The sequence below is a fragment of the Chitinophaga rhizosphaerae genome (assembly GCF_003958645.1).
Classification (GTDB): Bacteria; Bacteroidota; Bacteroidia; order Chitinophagales; family Chitinophagaceae; genus Chitinophaga; species Chitinophaga rhizosphaerae.
This window is the reverse complement of the sequence record NZ_RXLO01000005.1, coordinates 1-13,550: the sequence shown is the minus strand read 5'-3', so window position 1 is coordinate 13,550 and position 13,550 is coordinate 1. Positions and strand designations below refer to the sequence as shown.

Annotated in this window: 13 protein-coding genes and 2 tRNA genes; 8 read left to right on the top strand and 7 right to left on the bottom strand. The window is 54.9% G+C overall.

What is annotated here, in order from left to right; all coding sequences use genetic code 11:
* Window positions 1–38 precede the first annotated feature (38 nt).
* Window positions 39–1,004, top strand: a complete 966-nt coding sequence (locus EJ361_RS13010; RefSeq protein ID WP_126246071.1) for a hypothetical protein — start codon at window positions 39–41, stop codon at window positions 1,002–1,004.
* On the opposite strand, the gene EJ361_RS13005 is transcribed toward EJ361_RS13010, so the two are convergent.
* Window positions 999–2,390, bottom strand: a complete 1,392-nt coding sequence (locus EJ361_RS13005) for a hypothetical protein (RefSeq protein ID WP_126246070.1) — start codon at window positions 2,388–2,390, stop codon at window positions 999–1,001. The genes EJ361_RS13010 and EJ361_RS13005 overlap by 6 nt on opposite strands.
* Before the next feature lie 173 nt (window positions 2,391–2,563).
* Between EJ361_RS13005 and EJ361_RS13000 the strand changes: the two genes are divergently transcribed.
* The gene (locus EJ361_RS13000; RefSeq protein WP_126246069.1) at window positions 2,564–3,271 is read left to right on the top strand and encodes a DNA alkylation repair protein; all 708 of its coding nucleotides are present in this window, start codon (window positions 2,564–2,566) and stop codon (window positions 3,269–3,271) included.
* On the opposite strand, the gene EJ361_RS12995 is transcribed toward EJ361_RS13000, so the two are convergent.
* The gene (locus EJ361_RS12995; RefSeq protein WP_164714212.1) at window positions 3,272–3,742 is read right to left on the bottom strand and encodes a GNAT family N-acetyltransferase; all 471 of its coding nucleotides are present in this window, start codon (window positions 3,740–3,742) and stop codon (window positions 3,272–3,274) included.
* A gap of 136 nt (window positions 3,743–3,878) precedes the next feature.
* On the opposite strand from EJ361_RS12995, the gene EJ361_RS12990 reads away from it, so the two are divergent.
* The 5 genes from EJ361_RS12990 (at window position 3,879) to EJ361_RS12970 (ending at window position 7,359) form a co-directional block, all read left to right on the top strand.
* Window positions 3,879–4,208, top strand: a complete 330-nt coding sequence (locus EJ361_RS12990) for a DMT family transporter (protein WP_126246067.1) — start codon at window positions 3,879–3,881, stop codon at window positions 4,206–4,208.
* 99 nt (window positions 4,209–4,307) lie between these two features.
* Window positions 4,308–5,396, top strand: coding sequence for a sensor histidine kinase (locus EJ361_RS12985; RefSeq protein ID WP_126246066.1), 1,089 nt, complete (start codon window positions 4,308–4,310; stop codon window positions 5,394–5,396).
* Window positions 5,383–6,141: a LytR/AlgR family response regulator transcription factor gene (locus tag EJ361_RS12980; RefSeq protein ID WP_126246065.1), complete on the top strand. Its 759-nt coding sequence runs from the start codon at window positions 5,383–5,385 to the stop codon at window positions 6,139–6,141. Before EJ361_RS12985 ends, EJ361_RS12980 begins: the two co-directional genes overlap by 14 nt.
* Before the next feature lie 130 nt (window positions 6,142–6,271).
* Window positions 6,272–6,736: a cupin domain-containing protein gene (locus EJ361_RS12975; RefSeq protein ID WP_126246064.1), complete on the top strand. Its 465-nt coding sequence runs from the start codon at window positions 6,272–6,274 to the stop codon at window positions 6,734–6,736.
* Window positions 6,737–6,753: 17 nt separating this feature from the next.
* Window positions 6,754–7,359: a YceI family protein gene (locus EJ361_RS12970; protein WP_126246063.1), complete on the top strand. Its 606-nt coding sequence runs from the start codon at window positions 6,754–6,756 to the stop codon at window positions 7,357–7,359.
* 210 nt (window positions 7,360–7,569) lie between these two features.
* Here EJ361_RS12970 and EJ361_RS12965 read toward each other — a convergent pair whose 3' ends face one another.
* The 5 genes from EJ361_RS12965 to EJ361_RS12945 all read right to left on the bottom strand — a co-directional run bounded on the left by EJ361_RS12965 (window position 7,570) and on the right by EJ361_RS12945 (window position 12,191).
* On the bottom strand, window positions 7,570–8,109 hold the full coding sequence (locus EJ361_RS12965) for a cupin domain-containing protein (protein ID WP_126246062.1): 540 nt from the start codon (window positions 8,107–8,109) through the stop codon (window positions 7,570–7,572).
* Window positions 8,110–8,117: 8 nt separating this feature from the next.
* The gene (locus tag EJ361_RS12960; protein ID WP_126246061.1) at window positions 8,118–9,389 is read right to left on the bottom strand and encodes a hypothetical protein; all 1,272 of its coding nucleotides are present in this window, start codon (window positions 9,387–9,389) and stop codon (window positions 8,118–8,120) included.
* A 247-nt stretch (window positions 9,390–9,636) separates the two neighbouring features.
* On the bottom strand, window positions 9,637–10,146 hold the full coding sequence (locus EJ361_RS12955) for a GNAT family N-acetyltransferase (protein WP_164714211.1): 510 nt from the start codon (window positions 10,144–10,146) through the stop codon (window positions 9,637–9,639).
* Between the two features lie 90 nt (window positions 10,147–10,236).
* Window positions 10,237–11,697 carry an alpha/beta hydrolase-fold protein gene (locus tag EJ361_RS12950; RefSeq protein WP_126246059.1) on the bottom strand — a complete coding sequence of 487 codons (1,461 nt, stop codon included), beginning with the start codon at window positions 11,695–11,697 and terminating at the stop codon, window positions 10,237–10,239.
* Window positions 11,698–12,103: 406 nt separating this feature from the next.
* A tRNA-Ser gene (locus EJ361_RS12945) sits at window positions 12,104–12,191 on the bottom strand.
* Between the two features lie 893 nt (window positions 12,192–13,084).
* Between EJ361_RS12945 and EJ361_RS12940 the strand changes: the two genes are divergently transcribed.
* Window positions 13,085–13,169: transfer RNA gene (locus EJ361_RS12940), tRNA-Ser, on the top strand.
* Window positions 13,170–13,550 lie beyond the last annotated feature (381 nt).

Here is a 13,550-nt window from a genome sequence, read left to right as displayed (position 1 = left end):
GGACGGACTTTTTTCTTGTTACACCCATCCCTTTCCCTATGCACCGCAAAGTTTATCGTTTACTGCTATCCCTGCTTTTGCCTGTCGTTTTCGGCACCGGTATGCGCTACGTTATGGACGTGTTCGAAGCCTGGGACCTGTTGGGCGTCATGTCTATCGCTTTTCTTTTCTTCGTCCCTTTCGGGATGGGATTCCTCCTTGTCTGGGTAGCCGCCTATGAGCAATCGCAGCGCCGCGATTTCGCAGTGATCATGCCCTGGGCTTCACTGGCGATCTTTCTTGGCGTCACTATTTCGCTGCGGCTGGAAGGATGGGCCTGCTGGCTCATGGCTTTTCCGCTCTTCATGCTGGCCAGTTCCCTCGGCGGGCTCACCGGCCGAGGGATGCGCCGCCGCAACCATGAACGCAAAAACATCCATGTATCCCTCCTGCTCCTGTTGCCGGTATTCATCAGCCCTATCGAGCAATGGATCGGCAACATTCCCGGCCGGTACAAAGCCTATACGTACATCGACATCCAGGCGCCCAAAAACCGCATCTGGCCCCTGGTGACGCGCGTTTCCGACATCAACGCAGAAGAGAACAAGGCCGGCATCACCCGCTGGCTGCTATTCCCGCAACCGGTAAGGGCCGAACTGGATAAGGAGGGAACGGGCGGTTTCCGGAAGGCGGTTTTTACGGGGGGGCTGGTCTTCGACGAAACCGTGGAGGATTACCGGCACCAGGAATTCATGCGGTTCACGATAAAAGCCAATCCGTACGACATTCCCTCCACCACCATGGACGAGCATATCGTCATCGGCGGCAAGTTCTTCGACGTGCTCAACGGCACCTACGATCTGGAGCAAGTGAACGATTCCACCTGCCGGCTGCACCTGTACAGCAATTTCAAACTGTCGACCACGTTTAACTGGTACGCCAGCATTTGGGCGGGCTGGATCATGGAAGACATTCAGGACAACATCCTCCAGGTGATCCGCAGGCGGGCGGAAGGTCCCCTATAACGTACGCCTCAAACGAAAACGGATCGCCACCTGTTTCTGATCGAAATCACAGGCTTCGGAGCCGGATCGCTGTTCGTATATCGTTCCGGAGAATTCTCCTTCCACGAACTCGCCCAATGCCCCTACTTTGGTCAGCTTTAAAGTGCCGGCAGAATGTTTCGGCACGCCGGAGCCGCCCTCCTCCACGCAATACATGCTGCTCGCGAAAACGGGCACGTCCCCTTTCCGGTAGGCCCACGTGATCTGCGCTTTGCCGTTATTGGCCAGGGGGTTTTCACAGGAAAAAGTGCCCGTCCGGCTGCTGCCGACGTTTATACCGATCCCCATTTCACCGTGATTGAAGTTGCCGCCGATCCCGATCAGGCCCTCATGCACCTGCGCCGTCAGCGATTGCGTAAAAAGATGATCTTTCCCATTGACGCGCAGCTGGATGTAGCCATCGGGCACCAGGCGGATCTCCTTGCGGATGATGAGCGTACCCAGTTTGCGCTTGCCACCTGGGGCGGAGGGATCCGGGATGTCTTTCAGCCCTTCGAGCGTCACTTCCACGATGGCCGTATCGATCCTGGTTATCTCGTCGGGCGCGGTGTATTCGGCATTAGCCTCCCATTGAAATAAATTGCGCTTCGGCGTCAGTACGCCACCGCCTTTTACGAGCTTCCAGCCTTTTACCCGGGTGATGTAATGCCCGCCGATGTCCATATAATATTTACCGGTTTGACCATACATCTGTTCCAGCACGGCCGACTGAAAATTCACGAGCAAATCTTCGCTGTCGGTGATATCCCCTATCACCCCTACCGCAAGGTTGGCCTTTTCGCCTTTGCCCAGTTCATTTTTATCCACGAACAATTCGAACTGTTCGTAAAAAGTTACATCGCAGAAATGGAGGACCTGGGCCGTGAGCGTATGTGCCGCTTTATCAAGCGAAGCCAGTGCCGGCTTCCAATGTCCGCTGGCCGACTGGTATGCCATCCGCAGTCCGTCTTCCACCCCGGAAGTGAGCTTTTCGGGATCGTATTTGATCTTTACCGTCACCGGCTTTGCGAACTCGCCGTTCTCGGGCAGCAACCTGAACGACGGCGCCACCGGCGTATACCCCGGGCGCAGGGTGTTTTCAACCGGCTGGATACTGAACGTTTGCGCCGTAGTCACGGCCCCGGCGGGAATGATGAGGGTGATCCGGCCATCGGCCGAGGAAAGCGTTCCGCCTCCCGCCCCGATGACTGCCGTTACGGCAGGGCCGATGGTGGCGCCCCGGGCCGATTGTAAAGGTATCCCTGTAGGAAAGGGATGCGGGTTCGGGGTTTCGTCGCCAGGGGCTTTTTTCTTGGAACATGCCGACAAAATGATCAGTAGGCAGACTGGGATAATGAAATACTTCATGCTGGGGTTTTACGTAAAGCTATCCTTTGATATACGCATGTTAACTACGGGATCCCGTGAAATGCCAGAACGGTCCATCGAAATGCCGGACCGGGCCATTTAAACGAATTACTTTCGAAATGAACTTACCCGGCCGGATGCAGCATCCGATCCGACAACCCTTATATTTGCACATGACCCCGCTCATCCTACAATTAAGACAGGACCTCCAGGCGGCCGGCACCCCGGCCGGGCAGGACTCCGCCCGCAGGTTCTTCAAGGAAGATATCAAAACGTACGGCGTGAAATCCGCCACGGTGAAGGCGATCGCCAAACCGTTCGTCAAAGCGCTCCGTTCTGAAACCAAAGAAATGGTATTCTCGATTTGCGAAGAAATGTGGAAAGACGGCGTGATGGAGGAAACCCTCATCGCCTGCGACCTTTCCTATTCGCGGCGGAAGGAATTTGCGCCGGCGGATCTCCAATTGTTCGAAAAATGGCTGCACGCCTACGTGAACAACTGGGCCGCCTGCGATACGTTCTGTAACCATACGGTGGGAGAATTCCTCATCCGGTACCCGGACCGGTTGCCGGTGCTGGAAAAATGGGCGAAATCGAAGAACCGGTGGGTGCGCCGGGGAGCGGCGGTGTCGCTGATCGTACCGGCCAGGAAAGGATGGATGCTCGAGGAATCGCTTCGCATCGCCACCCTACTGCTGCACGACGAAGACGATATGGTACGAAAGGGTTACGGCTGGCTGCTGAAATCGGCCGCGGAGAAGCATGAGGACGCGGTTTTCCGGTTCGTGATGCACCATAAAAACGAAATGCCCCGGACGGCGCTGCGATACGCGATCGAGAAAATGCCCGCCGGCCGCAAAGCCCGGGCGATGGAGAAATGATCAGGCGCCAAAGAGCATATCGTACCGGTGCATCCCTTCCCCATAGCCGTTTTCCGTGTACTTCACCACGGCAAAACCATATTTTTCGAAGAAAGGGCGCGAATGCTGGGTGGTATCCAGTTTGATGTTGCAGGTGTTGCATTCGCGGCGGATATAATCGATCCGGTAGAGGAGGAACCGCCGGCCGATGCCTTGCCGGTGCAGCCGGTTATCGACCATCCCCCACACCATGCCGGCGATATTGTTCTGCTTCTCCAGGAAAACACCGCCACAGGCCACCAGCCGGCCGTCTTCCTCCGCCACGAAATATGTTTCCACACCTTCCGGCTTATAGGGGATGCCTTTTGCGTAGTTCAACAGCCAGTTGGAATAATCTTCCAGTTCCTCCGGCAGGAAATACTTCGGCATGTTGCCTTTAAACGCGGCGACGCAGGCATCGAAATCGGAAGGCTCGTAGGGGCGGATGGTCATGTCTTTCAGCTTTGATAAAAGACGAATGTCCTTAAAAAACACGACATTCCCATCGCAGGCACGCATGTTTTCCGGCGGGATAAAAAATTTTTATTTCCGGTTGGCAGCGATATTTTTACCCTATCAAACAAGGTCTATGAAATATGTCCTGCTGGCCATCGCCATCGTTTCCGAAGTGATCGCTACTTCCGCGCTGAAAGCGTCTGAAGGCTTCTCCAGAACGGGGCCTTCGCTGATCGTCATCGCGGGGTACGGCATTGCGTTTTATTGCCTGAGCCTGACATTGAAGTCCATCCCGGTGGGCATCGCCTATGCCATCTGGTCGGGCCTGGGCATCGTACTGGTATCTGCCGCCGGCTGGGTCCTGTATAAGCAGAAACTGGATGCGGGCGCCATTATCGGGATGATGCTGATCGTGGCCGGAGTGATCGTCGTGAACGTATTTTCGAAGAGCACGGAGCATTAAAGCCACCGTTCGTCGACAATTCGGGTTGTCCGTCGATCCGGAAGCCGTATATTGGGTACCGTGCGCCGCGGCTGTTATCAAGTGCGCTAAGTTTGTACCATGAAATCAGCATTTTCCTTCCTGAAAAACGGGCGGTTTTTAACGCATATCCTCTTCTGGGCATTCGCGTTTTTGCTGCTTACCTATATCTACAGCACTGCTTTCGGCAGTTACCGGCTGGGCACGGTAGTGGTGCTCATGCTGCTCCCCGTTCATATGCTTTACTATTACCTCCTCGTTCACCAGGTGCTGCCCAGCTTTTTCAAGGGGCGGTATCTGCGGACCGTTGTTTCCGGCCTGGCGGTGATGGTGTTGATGGCCGTTTTGTACCGGCTGGCGGAGATTTTCGTCACCGATCCCTACATTTACGATTTCTATATCCGCGACGATCCGGATTTCACCTGGGGCAAGCTGGCCAAATCGCGGTGGCAGCAGTTTATCAGCGCCGGGGATTTCGTGAACGCCGTGGAAAGAAGCAACGTGGTAGTCTGGATCGGGCTGACGTCCAAGCTGTTCATGATGTGGCACGAACGGAAAAATGCCATCCTGCAGGCGGAGCTCAGCTCCCTGAAAGGGCAGCTTCACCCCCATTTCCTGTTCAATTCCCTCAACAATATTTACGCCCTTTCGCTGGACAATGCGCCGCAAACGCCGGGCGTAGTGCTCGGCCTGTCGAACATCCTCCGGTATGTGATATACGAATGCGCGGCCGACCGTGTTTCGCTGGAGCGCGACATCGAGATCATGAACGACTACATCCGGCTGGAGCAGTTGCGGTATGAAGACCGGCTAGACCTGAACGTGCGCATCGAAGGCGAGCCCCCTGGCCGTTACCGGATCGCCCCGCTGCTGATGCTCCCCTTGCTGGAAAACGCTTTCAAACACGGTGTCGGCGAAACGGCCGAAGGCGCCTGGATCAATATGGAACTGCTGGTGCGCGACGGCGCCCTGCACCTGAAAATCAGCAACAGCAAGCCCGAACAGCCCGTACCCGGCAGAACGGAGCAAAGCGGCGGCATCGGCCTGTCGAACGTGAAAAACCGCCTGCGGCTGCTGTACCCGGAAGCGCATGCGCTGGCCTGGTACGACGAAGAAGAATGCTTCATCATCGAATTAATGGTTAAATTATCCGCCCATGACGCAGCCTGATACCCAAATACGGACCCTGATCGTGGACGACGAGCCCCACGCCCTGCAGATCATCCGGAAATACGCCGCGAACGTCCCGGAACTGGAAGTGATCGGCACCTGCAGCAATGCCATGCAAGCGGCGCAGGTGCTGCGGCAACAGGCGGTAGACCTGCTTTTCATCGATATCAAAATGCCCGGCCTGCTGGGTACGGACCTCGTCAGAAGCCTGAAGAACCCGCCCAAGACCGTGTTCACCACCGCTTATCATGAGTACGCGGTAGAAGGGTTCAACCTCGATGCGGTAGATTACCTCGTAAAACCCATCCCGCTGAACCGGTTCCTGCGGGCGGTTGACAAAGTGATGCACGCCCTCCGGGGAGACCGTGCCCCCGCCGTATACGCCCAGCCCCGGGAAACGCCCGTTCAGCCGGCGGCAAGGCATTACCTGTACCTGCGGATCGACCGGCAATCGATCAAGGTCGACACGGCAGATATCCACTGGATCGAAAGCGTGCGCGATTACATCCGGGTGGTGACGAAAGAGAAAACCTACATGACCAAACAGAAGATCAGCGTGGCCGAAAAACTCCTGCCCATGGGGCGGTTCCTGCGCGTGCACCGGTCTTTCATCATCCCGGTAGACAGTGTGGAAGGATACAATCCCAATTACGTGATCGTTGCCGGCAAGAAGGTGCCCATCGGCCGCAACTACAAACAGGCTTGCCAGGAGCATTTCGGCCCCGGCGGGGAAACTGCGGAATAAAGGCATCCGTTCGTCGAACTTCCATCTACCAACCCCTCCTTCCGGCGACCAAACCCCGCGCCGGTCGATCTTAGTTGCACCCGCCCCGGATAAGTCCGAACGTTGCATTCCCAAAAACAGGAATTCAATTATGGAACCAACATCTACGTCCGGCTTCCGGCGTTACCAGGGAGGCTTTTACAGAACGCTCATCCATCCCGGACAAACCAACGGCAGCATCGCGCTGCTGGAATTTACCCTGCCAGCCGGCGGCGAGCCGCCCCAGCATGTGCATCATGAGGAAGACGAAAGCTTCGTTGTCCTGGAAGGCAACATTCGCCTGCAGATCGGCGAGGTGATCACCGAACTGGGCCCCGGGGATGCCGCCTTCGCCCCGCGAAAAATCCCCCACGCATTCCGCATCCTCACGCCTGCGGCTAAACTGCTCAATTTGATCACTCCCGGCCAGCTGAGCGGATTCTTCGAGGAATTCAGCACACCGCTGGAAGGCGAGCCCACCATCGCACCGCCCCAGGCGCCCGACATGGAAGCCATCGGGAAGATGTTGCAGACCATCACCCAACGATACAACGTACATTTTCTGGAAACCAAATAAAAACAATCAATCGCGCCATGAAACGCCATCACTATCTCTTCTCCGCCATGCTGCTCGTATTGGCGGCCTGTTCCAACAAAGACAAAGGCATCGCCCCCAGCTTCAAGGTAGATGAAAATGCTTCCGTCATCAAATGGAAAGGCAGCGCCCCCACCCATTTCCATATAGGCAGCTTCAAGGTGTCGGGCAGCCTGCTCACCAATGGAGACGCCCGGGTTACGGGCGGCGATTTTACCATCCCCATCGCCAGTATCGACAACGAAGACCTTTCCGGTCCGCCGAAACTGCAACTGCTCAACCATCTGAAAAGCGATACCTTCTTCAACGTTCCCATGTATCCCGAAGCAAAGTTCCATGTCACAAAAGTGGAAGACTTCAAGGAAGCCTCCATGCCCGGAACCAACGCAAAAATCACCGGAGACTTCACGCTGATCGGGCAAACGCATCCGCTCAGTTTCCCTGCTTCCATCCAGGTTACGAAAGACAACATCTCCGCGACCGGCAGCTTCAAACTGCCCCGGCTCGACTGGGGGATGAACGCCTACAGCGATCCCACGGGGCCGTTGTACATCCTGCCCGAGATCGAGATTTCGATAGATATCAAAGGAACGCCGGCAAAATAACTCCATCTGTCCCCAAAAAAGGAAAAGCAGGACGCCCCGACAGTACGAGGCGTCCTGTTCCCGTTTGATAACCCGGTGCATGCAGACTGACCGGTGAACCGCAGATCGAAGTGCAGCACCTCGCGGATGCAGTCTGGCCGGTCATCTGAACGAAAAAGCGGCGGTCTCAAAATTTTGAGGCCGCCGCTTTTTTTTTCGCCCGCGAACGAACTATTGGCAATACCTGGTCAACAGGCGTTTTTTCGTGCCGCTGATGCGGGAGATCAGTCCCAGCAGCTTGAAAACCGGCAGGAACAGCATGGCGGCGCCGGCCGGGTGCATATCGCTCATATCGGAGATAGCGGCCAGGATCAGCGGGTTGCGGGGCATTCCCTTGTTATCGGTTATGCCGTCTTCCGCGAGGCCGTACAGGATGCGCAAGGCGTTCTCGAACCCCGTGGAGCCCGGCTCCACGATGGTGGTGAAGTGCACGGGCTCGCTGGTTTCGTTCGAAAAGCGGTGCGATACGCCTTTTTCCACGGTGAAATGCCCGCCGGGCGCCAGGCGCACGAAGCGGTCGTTCATAGTGACGGTCAGCACCCCTTCGGTTACCACGAAGGTTTCCGAGAAATTGCGATGGTAATGCATGGGCGTTCCGCCGCCGGGCATGAGCCTCACTTCCAGCCGGGAAATGCGCCCGCCGGTGGATGCGGAGGTTTCGGTGAAGGTGACCTGGTCTTTGATGATGGGGTTGACGATGGTTGCTTTCATAATGGGGATCACATTTTTCTTTTGAGCCGGAAACTGCCGGAAACTTTTTTGGATTTGGGATTACAACCGGATCCCGGCGCATATACCGTAGCCACGAAATAGCCGGAGATCGACTGCCCGATATTGCCGTAGCTGGAGATGTTCAGTTCGCCGGTACCGTACTTCACACCCGAACCGCCGCAGGGGTAGTATTCGGTGAGGTATACGGGCGGGATGCCGTTGGAAATAGACAACTGGACATTGAACTTTTTCGGCTCCACGGCGCTTCCGGATTCGTATTTACCCAGTCCTCCACCGTTCATGTAGAGGCTGACCCCGCCGGTGAGCCCGGTCCCCATTAAAGTGGTATTGGTGCCCAACAGCGCTGCGTCCATGGAATAGGCGACGTTCGTGGTGCCGTCCACATACCAGGTAAAATATTCTTCCGGCAGGAGCGTTACCGGCACCTGGACGATCACCAGCCCACCATTGCCCGGCCTGTCGGGATGGCGCTGGCTCACCAGGTTCCTGATGCGTACCCCAACAGCTATTTCCTGGTGCTGCGGGATGCTGGCAGGCGCTTTGTAATGAACTTTATGATGCTTGGTATGATCGAACGTGCCCGGGCCGGTGGCGAACCAGGTTTCAATGTTCTGGTCGGGCACCCATACCCCCTGGATGATCTGGTCCGTTCCTTTTTTGACATCCTGGTACAATACCATCAACATTGCCTGCTCGCTGGCTTCCAGGATACGATCGCTTTGCGCTATCTCGATGCGGAATATCCGCTCGATAGTCCAGTCGCTGAAATGGCGGGTTTGGGCACTGAGGGTATTATTCGTTTTGTCGATGGCCGTCATGATCTCCCGGTGCCAGAATCCTTCCTTGTCCTGATAGGCCATGTAGAGATCGTCTTCCGTAGTCCCGATGAGACTCGTGTCGGCGTACTTCAGCGTGATCTTCACATCTTGCTGGAACTGCACGTTTTCAGGCAGCAGCCGGTACGAAGGGCCTGTACCGGCGGGGAGCGTACGGCTCACGGTTTGGATGGAAAAGTTGGTGGCAGTTGAAACAGCGCCTGCGGGGATTTCGATGGCAATGTTGCCATCGGCCGATTGTATGCTGCCGCCAGCTGCGCCGATGGATTTGGTGACGGGCGTTCCTTCCGGAGTGCCGTGCGTAACTGGCTGGGGTTCGGGGAGCGTGGGAACCGGCGCTTCACCACCACCGCTCTTTTTGCAGGATGCGGCGGTAGCGAGCAGGAGTACGAAGTAAACACTCCGCTTCATTTTTCTGATCATAGCATGATTTTTAAAATTCAGATTTCTTGTGAACGGCAAAATTGGGCCACGCGCGCGGGACGAGAAAACAAAGTCGACGGATACACGAAATCATAGATAGAAACCGCTCCTGATCGATGTTTGATTGCCTATCCGGAAAAAGACAAAGCGCCGCAGCTCTTTCGAACCGCAGCGCTTTGTCCGTTCTCGCCAGAACTCGTCCGTTAACGATTTACCGTTCGGCTTTTTCCATAACCATGTGCAACCTTTATCTGATTTCGTGTTGCGCCGGGTGTTCCAGCGGCTTTCCGGTTAACGCGAGGTGCATCACCACGAGGTTCCTTCCGCCGGTTTCCAATCGTTCCATCACATCCCATCCGAGGTGGGCGTATAACCGTTCCGCCGAGTCGGTAAAAAGGTATAGGGATTCCATCCCTTTCTCCGCACTCATATCCTGCAGGTAACGGCACAGCTGCGCGCCGTATCCCTGGTTCCTGAACATCGGTACCGTATATACCATCGCGAGCCAGTGGCGGTATTGCCGGAAACGGGGCACCCGGTCGCACAGCCCCACATGATGATACACGCCACCCGTGGCCACGGGCCGGCCTCCTACGGTCAGCACGGCCTGGAATTGCGATCCGCCGGCGCATACAGCCAGCAGGTTCTCGCGGGTTTTCTGCAGCGGCAGGTTCCATTCTTCATTGTACCATTCAGCCACGAGGCCGATCATTTCGGTATCGCCGGGCCCGAGGGCCCGCAACCTTATATTGTCCATGGGGTTCATTGCTTATTCAAAAGTTACGGATCGGGTTGGATGCAAAAATGCGGATCGACCGAATCGGCATCCGGTCGATATAAAACCAGGTCAATTCCCGATCAGCGCATCGATTTCCGCCTGCAGGTCCCGCGCCCATGCTTCGTTCCGCAGGTTGAAATGGTCGGCCCCCGGTACCAGCACCACCCGGATATCCGCCCCTGCCGCTTCTGCTTTCCGGCCGAAAGCCGCTACGGATTCGTTCAGCAGGAAATTATCTTCCGTTCCCGCATACACCGTGATCTTCCCCACACCGGCTTTTTTGATCTTTTGCCAGTTGTTTTGCACATAAAGGGCCAGGTCGTAGGGCTTCCATTCCTGCACTACCGATTTATGAATGCTTCCGGTTTGGGGATCGAAGAGTTCTTTCGGCCGGCCGTCCTTTCCCGGCACCCCGAATTCCGCTTCGAACGATTGCTGCTGCCCGCCGTCACCGGCAAACAGTTCGGCCATCCTGGCATCGCGCTGGGATTGTTGGAAAATTCCGTTCATGCGGAGGAAACCCCGTTCCTTGCCGGCTTCGTCATGGTAATAATTTTTGGCAGAATAGAGGTTTACGCCGGTGAAGGAAGAGAAATCCAGCGGATCGGGGGCGGTGGCCCAGCAGCCGGCGAAGCTGGCGGGATAATGAAGGGCGAGCCATACGGCGCCGTATCCGCCGGAGCTTTGGCCGGTGATGAAAGTCTGTTTGGGATCGTTTTTGATCCGGAACCGCTGTTGGAGGTAAGGCAGCAGTTCGGTCACGAGGGCTTTGCCCCAGGGCCCGTTCACCCGCGAATCCACGAAGGCGTGGAGGCCCCAGGGGGTTTGGGTTTCGGGGTTGAGGTAGACGTAGATTTTATCTTTCCCCTGCCCCATCCCGAACACGCGCTGGTTGCCGGGAATGGCGCCATGGTAATGCGTTCCGCCCCATCCGGGGATGATGAGCACCACCGGGTACTGCCGCGATGCGTCTTTCGCATAGGATTCCGGCAGTATAACGGCGGCTTTGATGAAAATGTCTTCTTTCCTGAAATCGCTCAGCAGGGCCGAGCGCATTTTTACTTCCTTCGCCTGGTCCGTTTCCCGGAACGTGCGTTCGGGGAAGGCGTTGCTCAGTGTAACGGCACCTTCGCCCCGGCCTTTTTCGGCGATGTGGAGCAGGCCTTCCTGCCGGCTGTAGAGGTTCCCCGGGGCGGAGTTGCCTCTTTCCTTCGTGTTGGAATCCAGGATGGCGACGATCTTGTACACCCCGGGATCGAGGGTTTCCAGGGCTTTGTGCGAAGCATGGCTGCCTTTTTCGAAGCGGATGACCTCGCCCGTTTTCCAGTTCGAGACCGGGAGGTAGAAGGCGGGTTCTTCGGCCATGGTGCGGTCGGTGAACCGGGCGGCGGTGTCTTTCAGCGTGTAAACGAAGAGGCGGCCGGTGTAGGGGCCTTTCAGCGACGCGGCTAGCTGCACGTTCAATTTTACCTGCGCAATGGCGCTGAGGCTGCAGAGGGAAAATAACAGGGGTAATGCGATTCGTTTCATGTTATAGATGGATGTTTGTGTTGAGGAGACGATCCGTATTACCGAAAGTTTCACGTCGGTTTGCAAAAATCGACGAACGGCATATTCAATCGACGAACGCCGGTTTTACCGGCTTCCTTGCTTTGCAATAAGTAAGGGGGGCTATTTTTGTAGGGATTTTACCAGGCGGGCTCCTGTTCAAGCCGTTGTAATACCGGAACGTTATCTTCATGGGTGAAAATCCTGCCTGGGAGCCTTTTTCCGGTACGGTGATGGCTCCAACCGGCAAAAGCAAGGATTATAAATTTTCCCATATCGTAATTTTCTCAAAGCTAGCACAGAACGTGGACCGGTTAAAGAGCACCAAGGTGCAATAAGGCCCCGGAAACGAAAAAATCGCTGAAAACCAGCGATTTTTTATGGGTTGCGGAGAGAGAGGGATTCGAACCCCCGGTACTCTTTCGAGTACACCTGATTTCGAGTCAGGTACATTCAACCAGCTCTGACATCTCTCCGGTTGTTGCGAGTTTAACGAAATTCCCGGTTTTTTCCAATAACACCCGGTGCCGGGGTCATTTTGCAAAAAGCGGAAATTCCATTAATCCGGCCGCAAATGTAAATATCCGGGCGGATTAAAAAAACTTTTTTCCTACAATGGTACGCTGACATCGGGCTATTTTGTCCCCTCTTTCCACCCATCATCTACTGTTTGGGGCTTTTCTGTGCGGAAATGTCGTTATATGAATTCAAACTGGTGGGCGTGAGAAGAATTATCCGGCCGTCATTCCCGTACATTATCGGACATACCCGATCTATAGCTATGTACAAAGCCAGCCGCTCGATGTGGAAATTTGCAAAATTCCTGTAGCGTAACCCCAGATGTAAGGATCCTCCAGATCGCCGTGATAAGCTTCGTAATTTTTGCCGTTGAGTACGATTGCATGCAGACGCAGCTCTTCCGCGAAAAATTCATCGGACCATTCCTACGTGATAATGAGTCTATCGAAGGTCGGTTGCAAAACGGTCTGGATGTACGGTCATCGTACGCAAACGTCAGCAAGCCATACGCATCAAACAAGCTTTCCATTTCCTTTTTCGAAGTGTCAACCAAACGAGTGTTAGTGAACCTGAAATATCCCATTTCTTCCAGCAATCAACCATTTTCTTTCCGGTGAGTTCCGACTTGCGACGCAACTCCGAGTCTTTGGATTGCATGGCAATCTCAAGCGGCATTTCCTGCGGAACCGGTCTGGCATTGATTCTTAGCCCACAACTTTCTGTCAGAAGTAGCTTGAACATTGAAATGAGCGGGACCAATTCCAAAGATATCAGATAGTTGCCGAGCTCGAATTTACCGGTTTTGAAAAAAAGTTTTTGTTTAATTCATCCGGAGTTTTACTTTTGCGGCGGAGGAATGGCAGAGCGGTCGATTGCGGCAGTCTTGAAAACTGTTGACTGTAACAGGTCCGGGGGTTCGAATCCCTCTTCCTCCGCAGAAATTTTTTCCCGATCTTGTATCGGGAATTTTTGTTTTTGGGGGAGGCGTCCGTCTTTGCAACTATGATTTTGACTGTAACAGGTCCGGGGGTTCGAATCCCTCTTCCTCCGCAGAATTTTTTCCCGATCTTGTATCGGGAATTTTTGTTTTTGGGGAGGTGTCCGTCTTTGCAACTATGATTTTGACTGTAACAGGTCCGGGGGTTCGAATCCCTCTTCCTCCGCAGAAATTTTTTCCCGATCTTGTATCGGGAAGTAACATTGTTTTCTTTCGTTAGCTGTTTGTTGTCTTTAGTGCGGTGGTAGCGAGTTTCACTTGTTCATGATATAGCTTTCTTTGCCTTTGTTTACGTTTTTCTTGTCACTCGTTTGTTACG

Excerpts from the sequence above, each read along its gene's own strand:
- EJ361_RS13010 (WP_126246071.1), top strand. The coding sequence starts at position 39 with ATGCACCGCAAAGTTTATCGTTTACTGCTATCCCTGCTTTTGCCTGTC.
- EJ361_RS13005 (WP_126246070.1), bottom strand. The coding sequence starts at position 2,390 with ATGAAGTATTTCATTATCCCAGTCTGCCTACTGATCATTTTGTCGGCA.
- EJ361_RS13000 (WP_126246069.1), top strand. The coding sequence starts at position 2,564 with ATGACCCCGCTCATCCTACAATTAAGACAGGACCTCCAGGCGGCCGGC.
- EJ361_RS12995 (WP_164714212.1), bottom strand. The coding sequence starts at position 3,742 with ATGACCATCCGCCCCTACGAGCCTTCCGATTTCGATGCCTGCGTCGCC.
- EJ361_RS12990 (WP_126246067.1), top strand. The coding sequence starts at position 3,879 with ATGAAATATGTCCTGCTGGCCATCGCCATCGTTTCCGAAGTGATCGCT.
- EJ361_RS12985 (WP_126246066.1), top strand. The coding sequence starts at position 4,308 with ATGAAATCAGCATTTTCCTTCCTGAAAAACGGGCGGTTTTTAACGCAT.
- EJ361_RS12980 (WP_126246065.1), top strand. The coding sequence starts at position 5,383 with ATGACGCAGCCTGATACCCAAATACGGACCCTGATCGTGGACGACGAG.
- EJ361_RS12975 (WP_126246064.1), top strand. The coding sequence starts at position 6,272 with ATGGAACCAACATCTACGTCCGGCTTCCGGCGTTACCAGGGAGGCTTT.
- EJ361_RS12970 (WP_126246063.1), top strand. The coding sequence starts at position 6,754 with ATGAAACGCCATCACTATCTCTTCTCCGCCATGCTGCTCGTATTGGCG.
- EJ361_RS12965 (WP_126246062.1), bottom strand. The coding sequence starts at position 8,109 with ATGAAAGCAACCATCGTCAACCCCATCATCAAAGACCAGGTCACCTTC.
- EJ361_RS12960 (WP_126246061.1), bottom strand. The coding sequence starts at position 9,389 with ATGATCAGAAAAATGAAGCGGAGTGTTTACTTCGTACTCCTGCTCGCT.
- EJ361_RS12955 (WP_164714211.1), bottom strand. The coding sequence starts at position 10,146 with ATGGACAATATAAGGTTGCGGGCCCTCGGGCCCGGCGATACCGAAATG.
- EJ361_RS12950 (WP_126246059.1), bottom strand. The coding sequence starts at position 11,697 with ATGAAACGAATCGCATTACCCCTGTTATTTTCCCTCTGCAGCCTCAGC.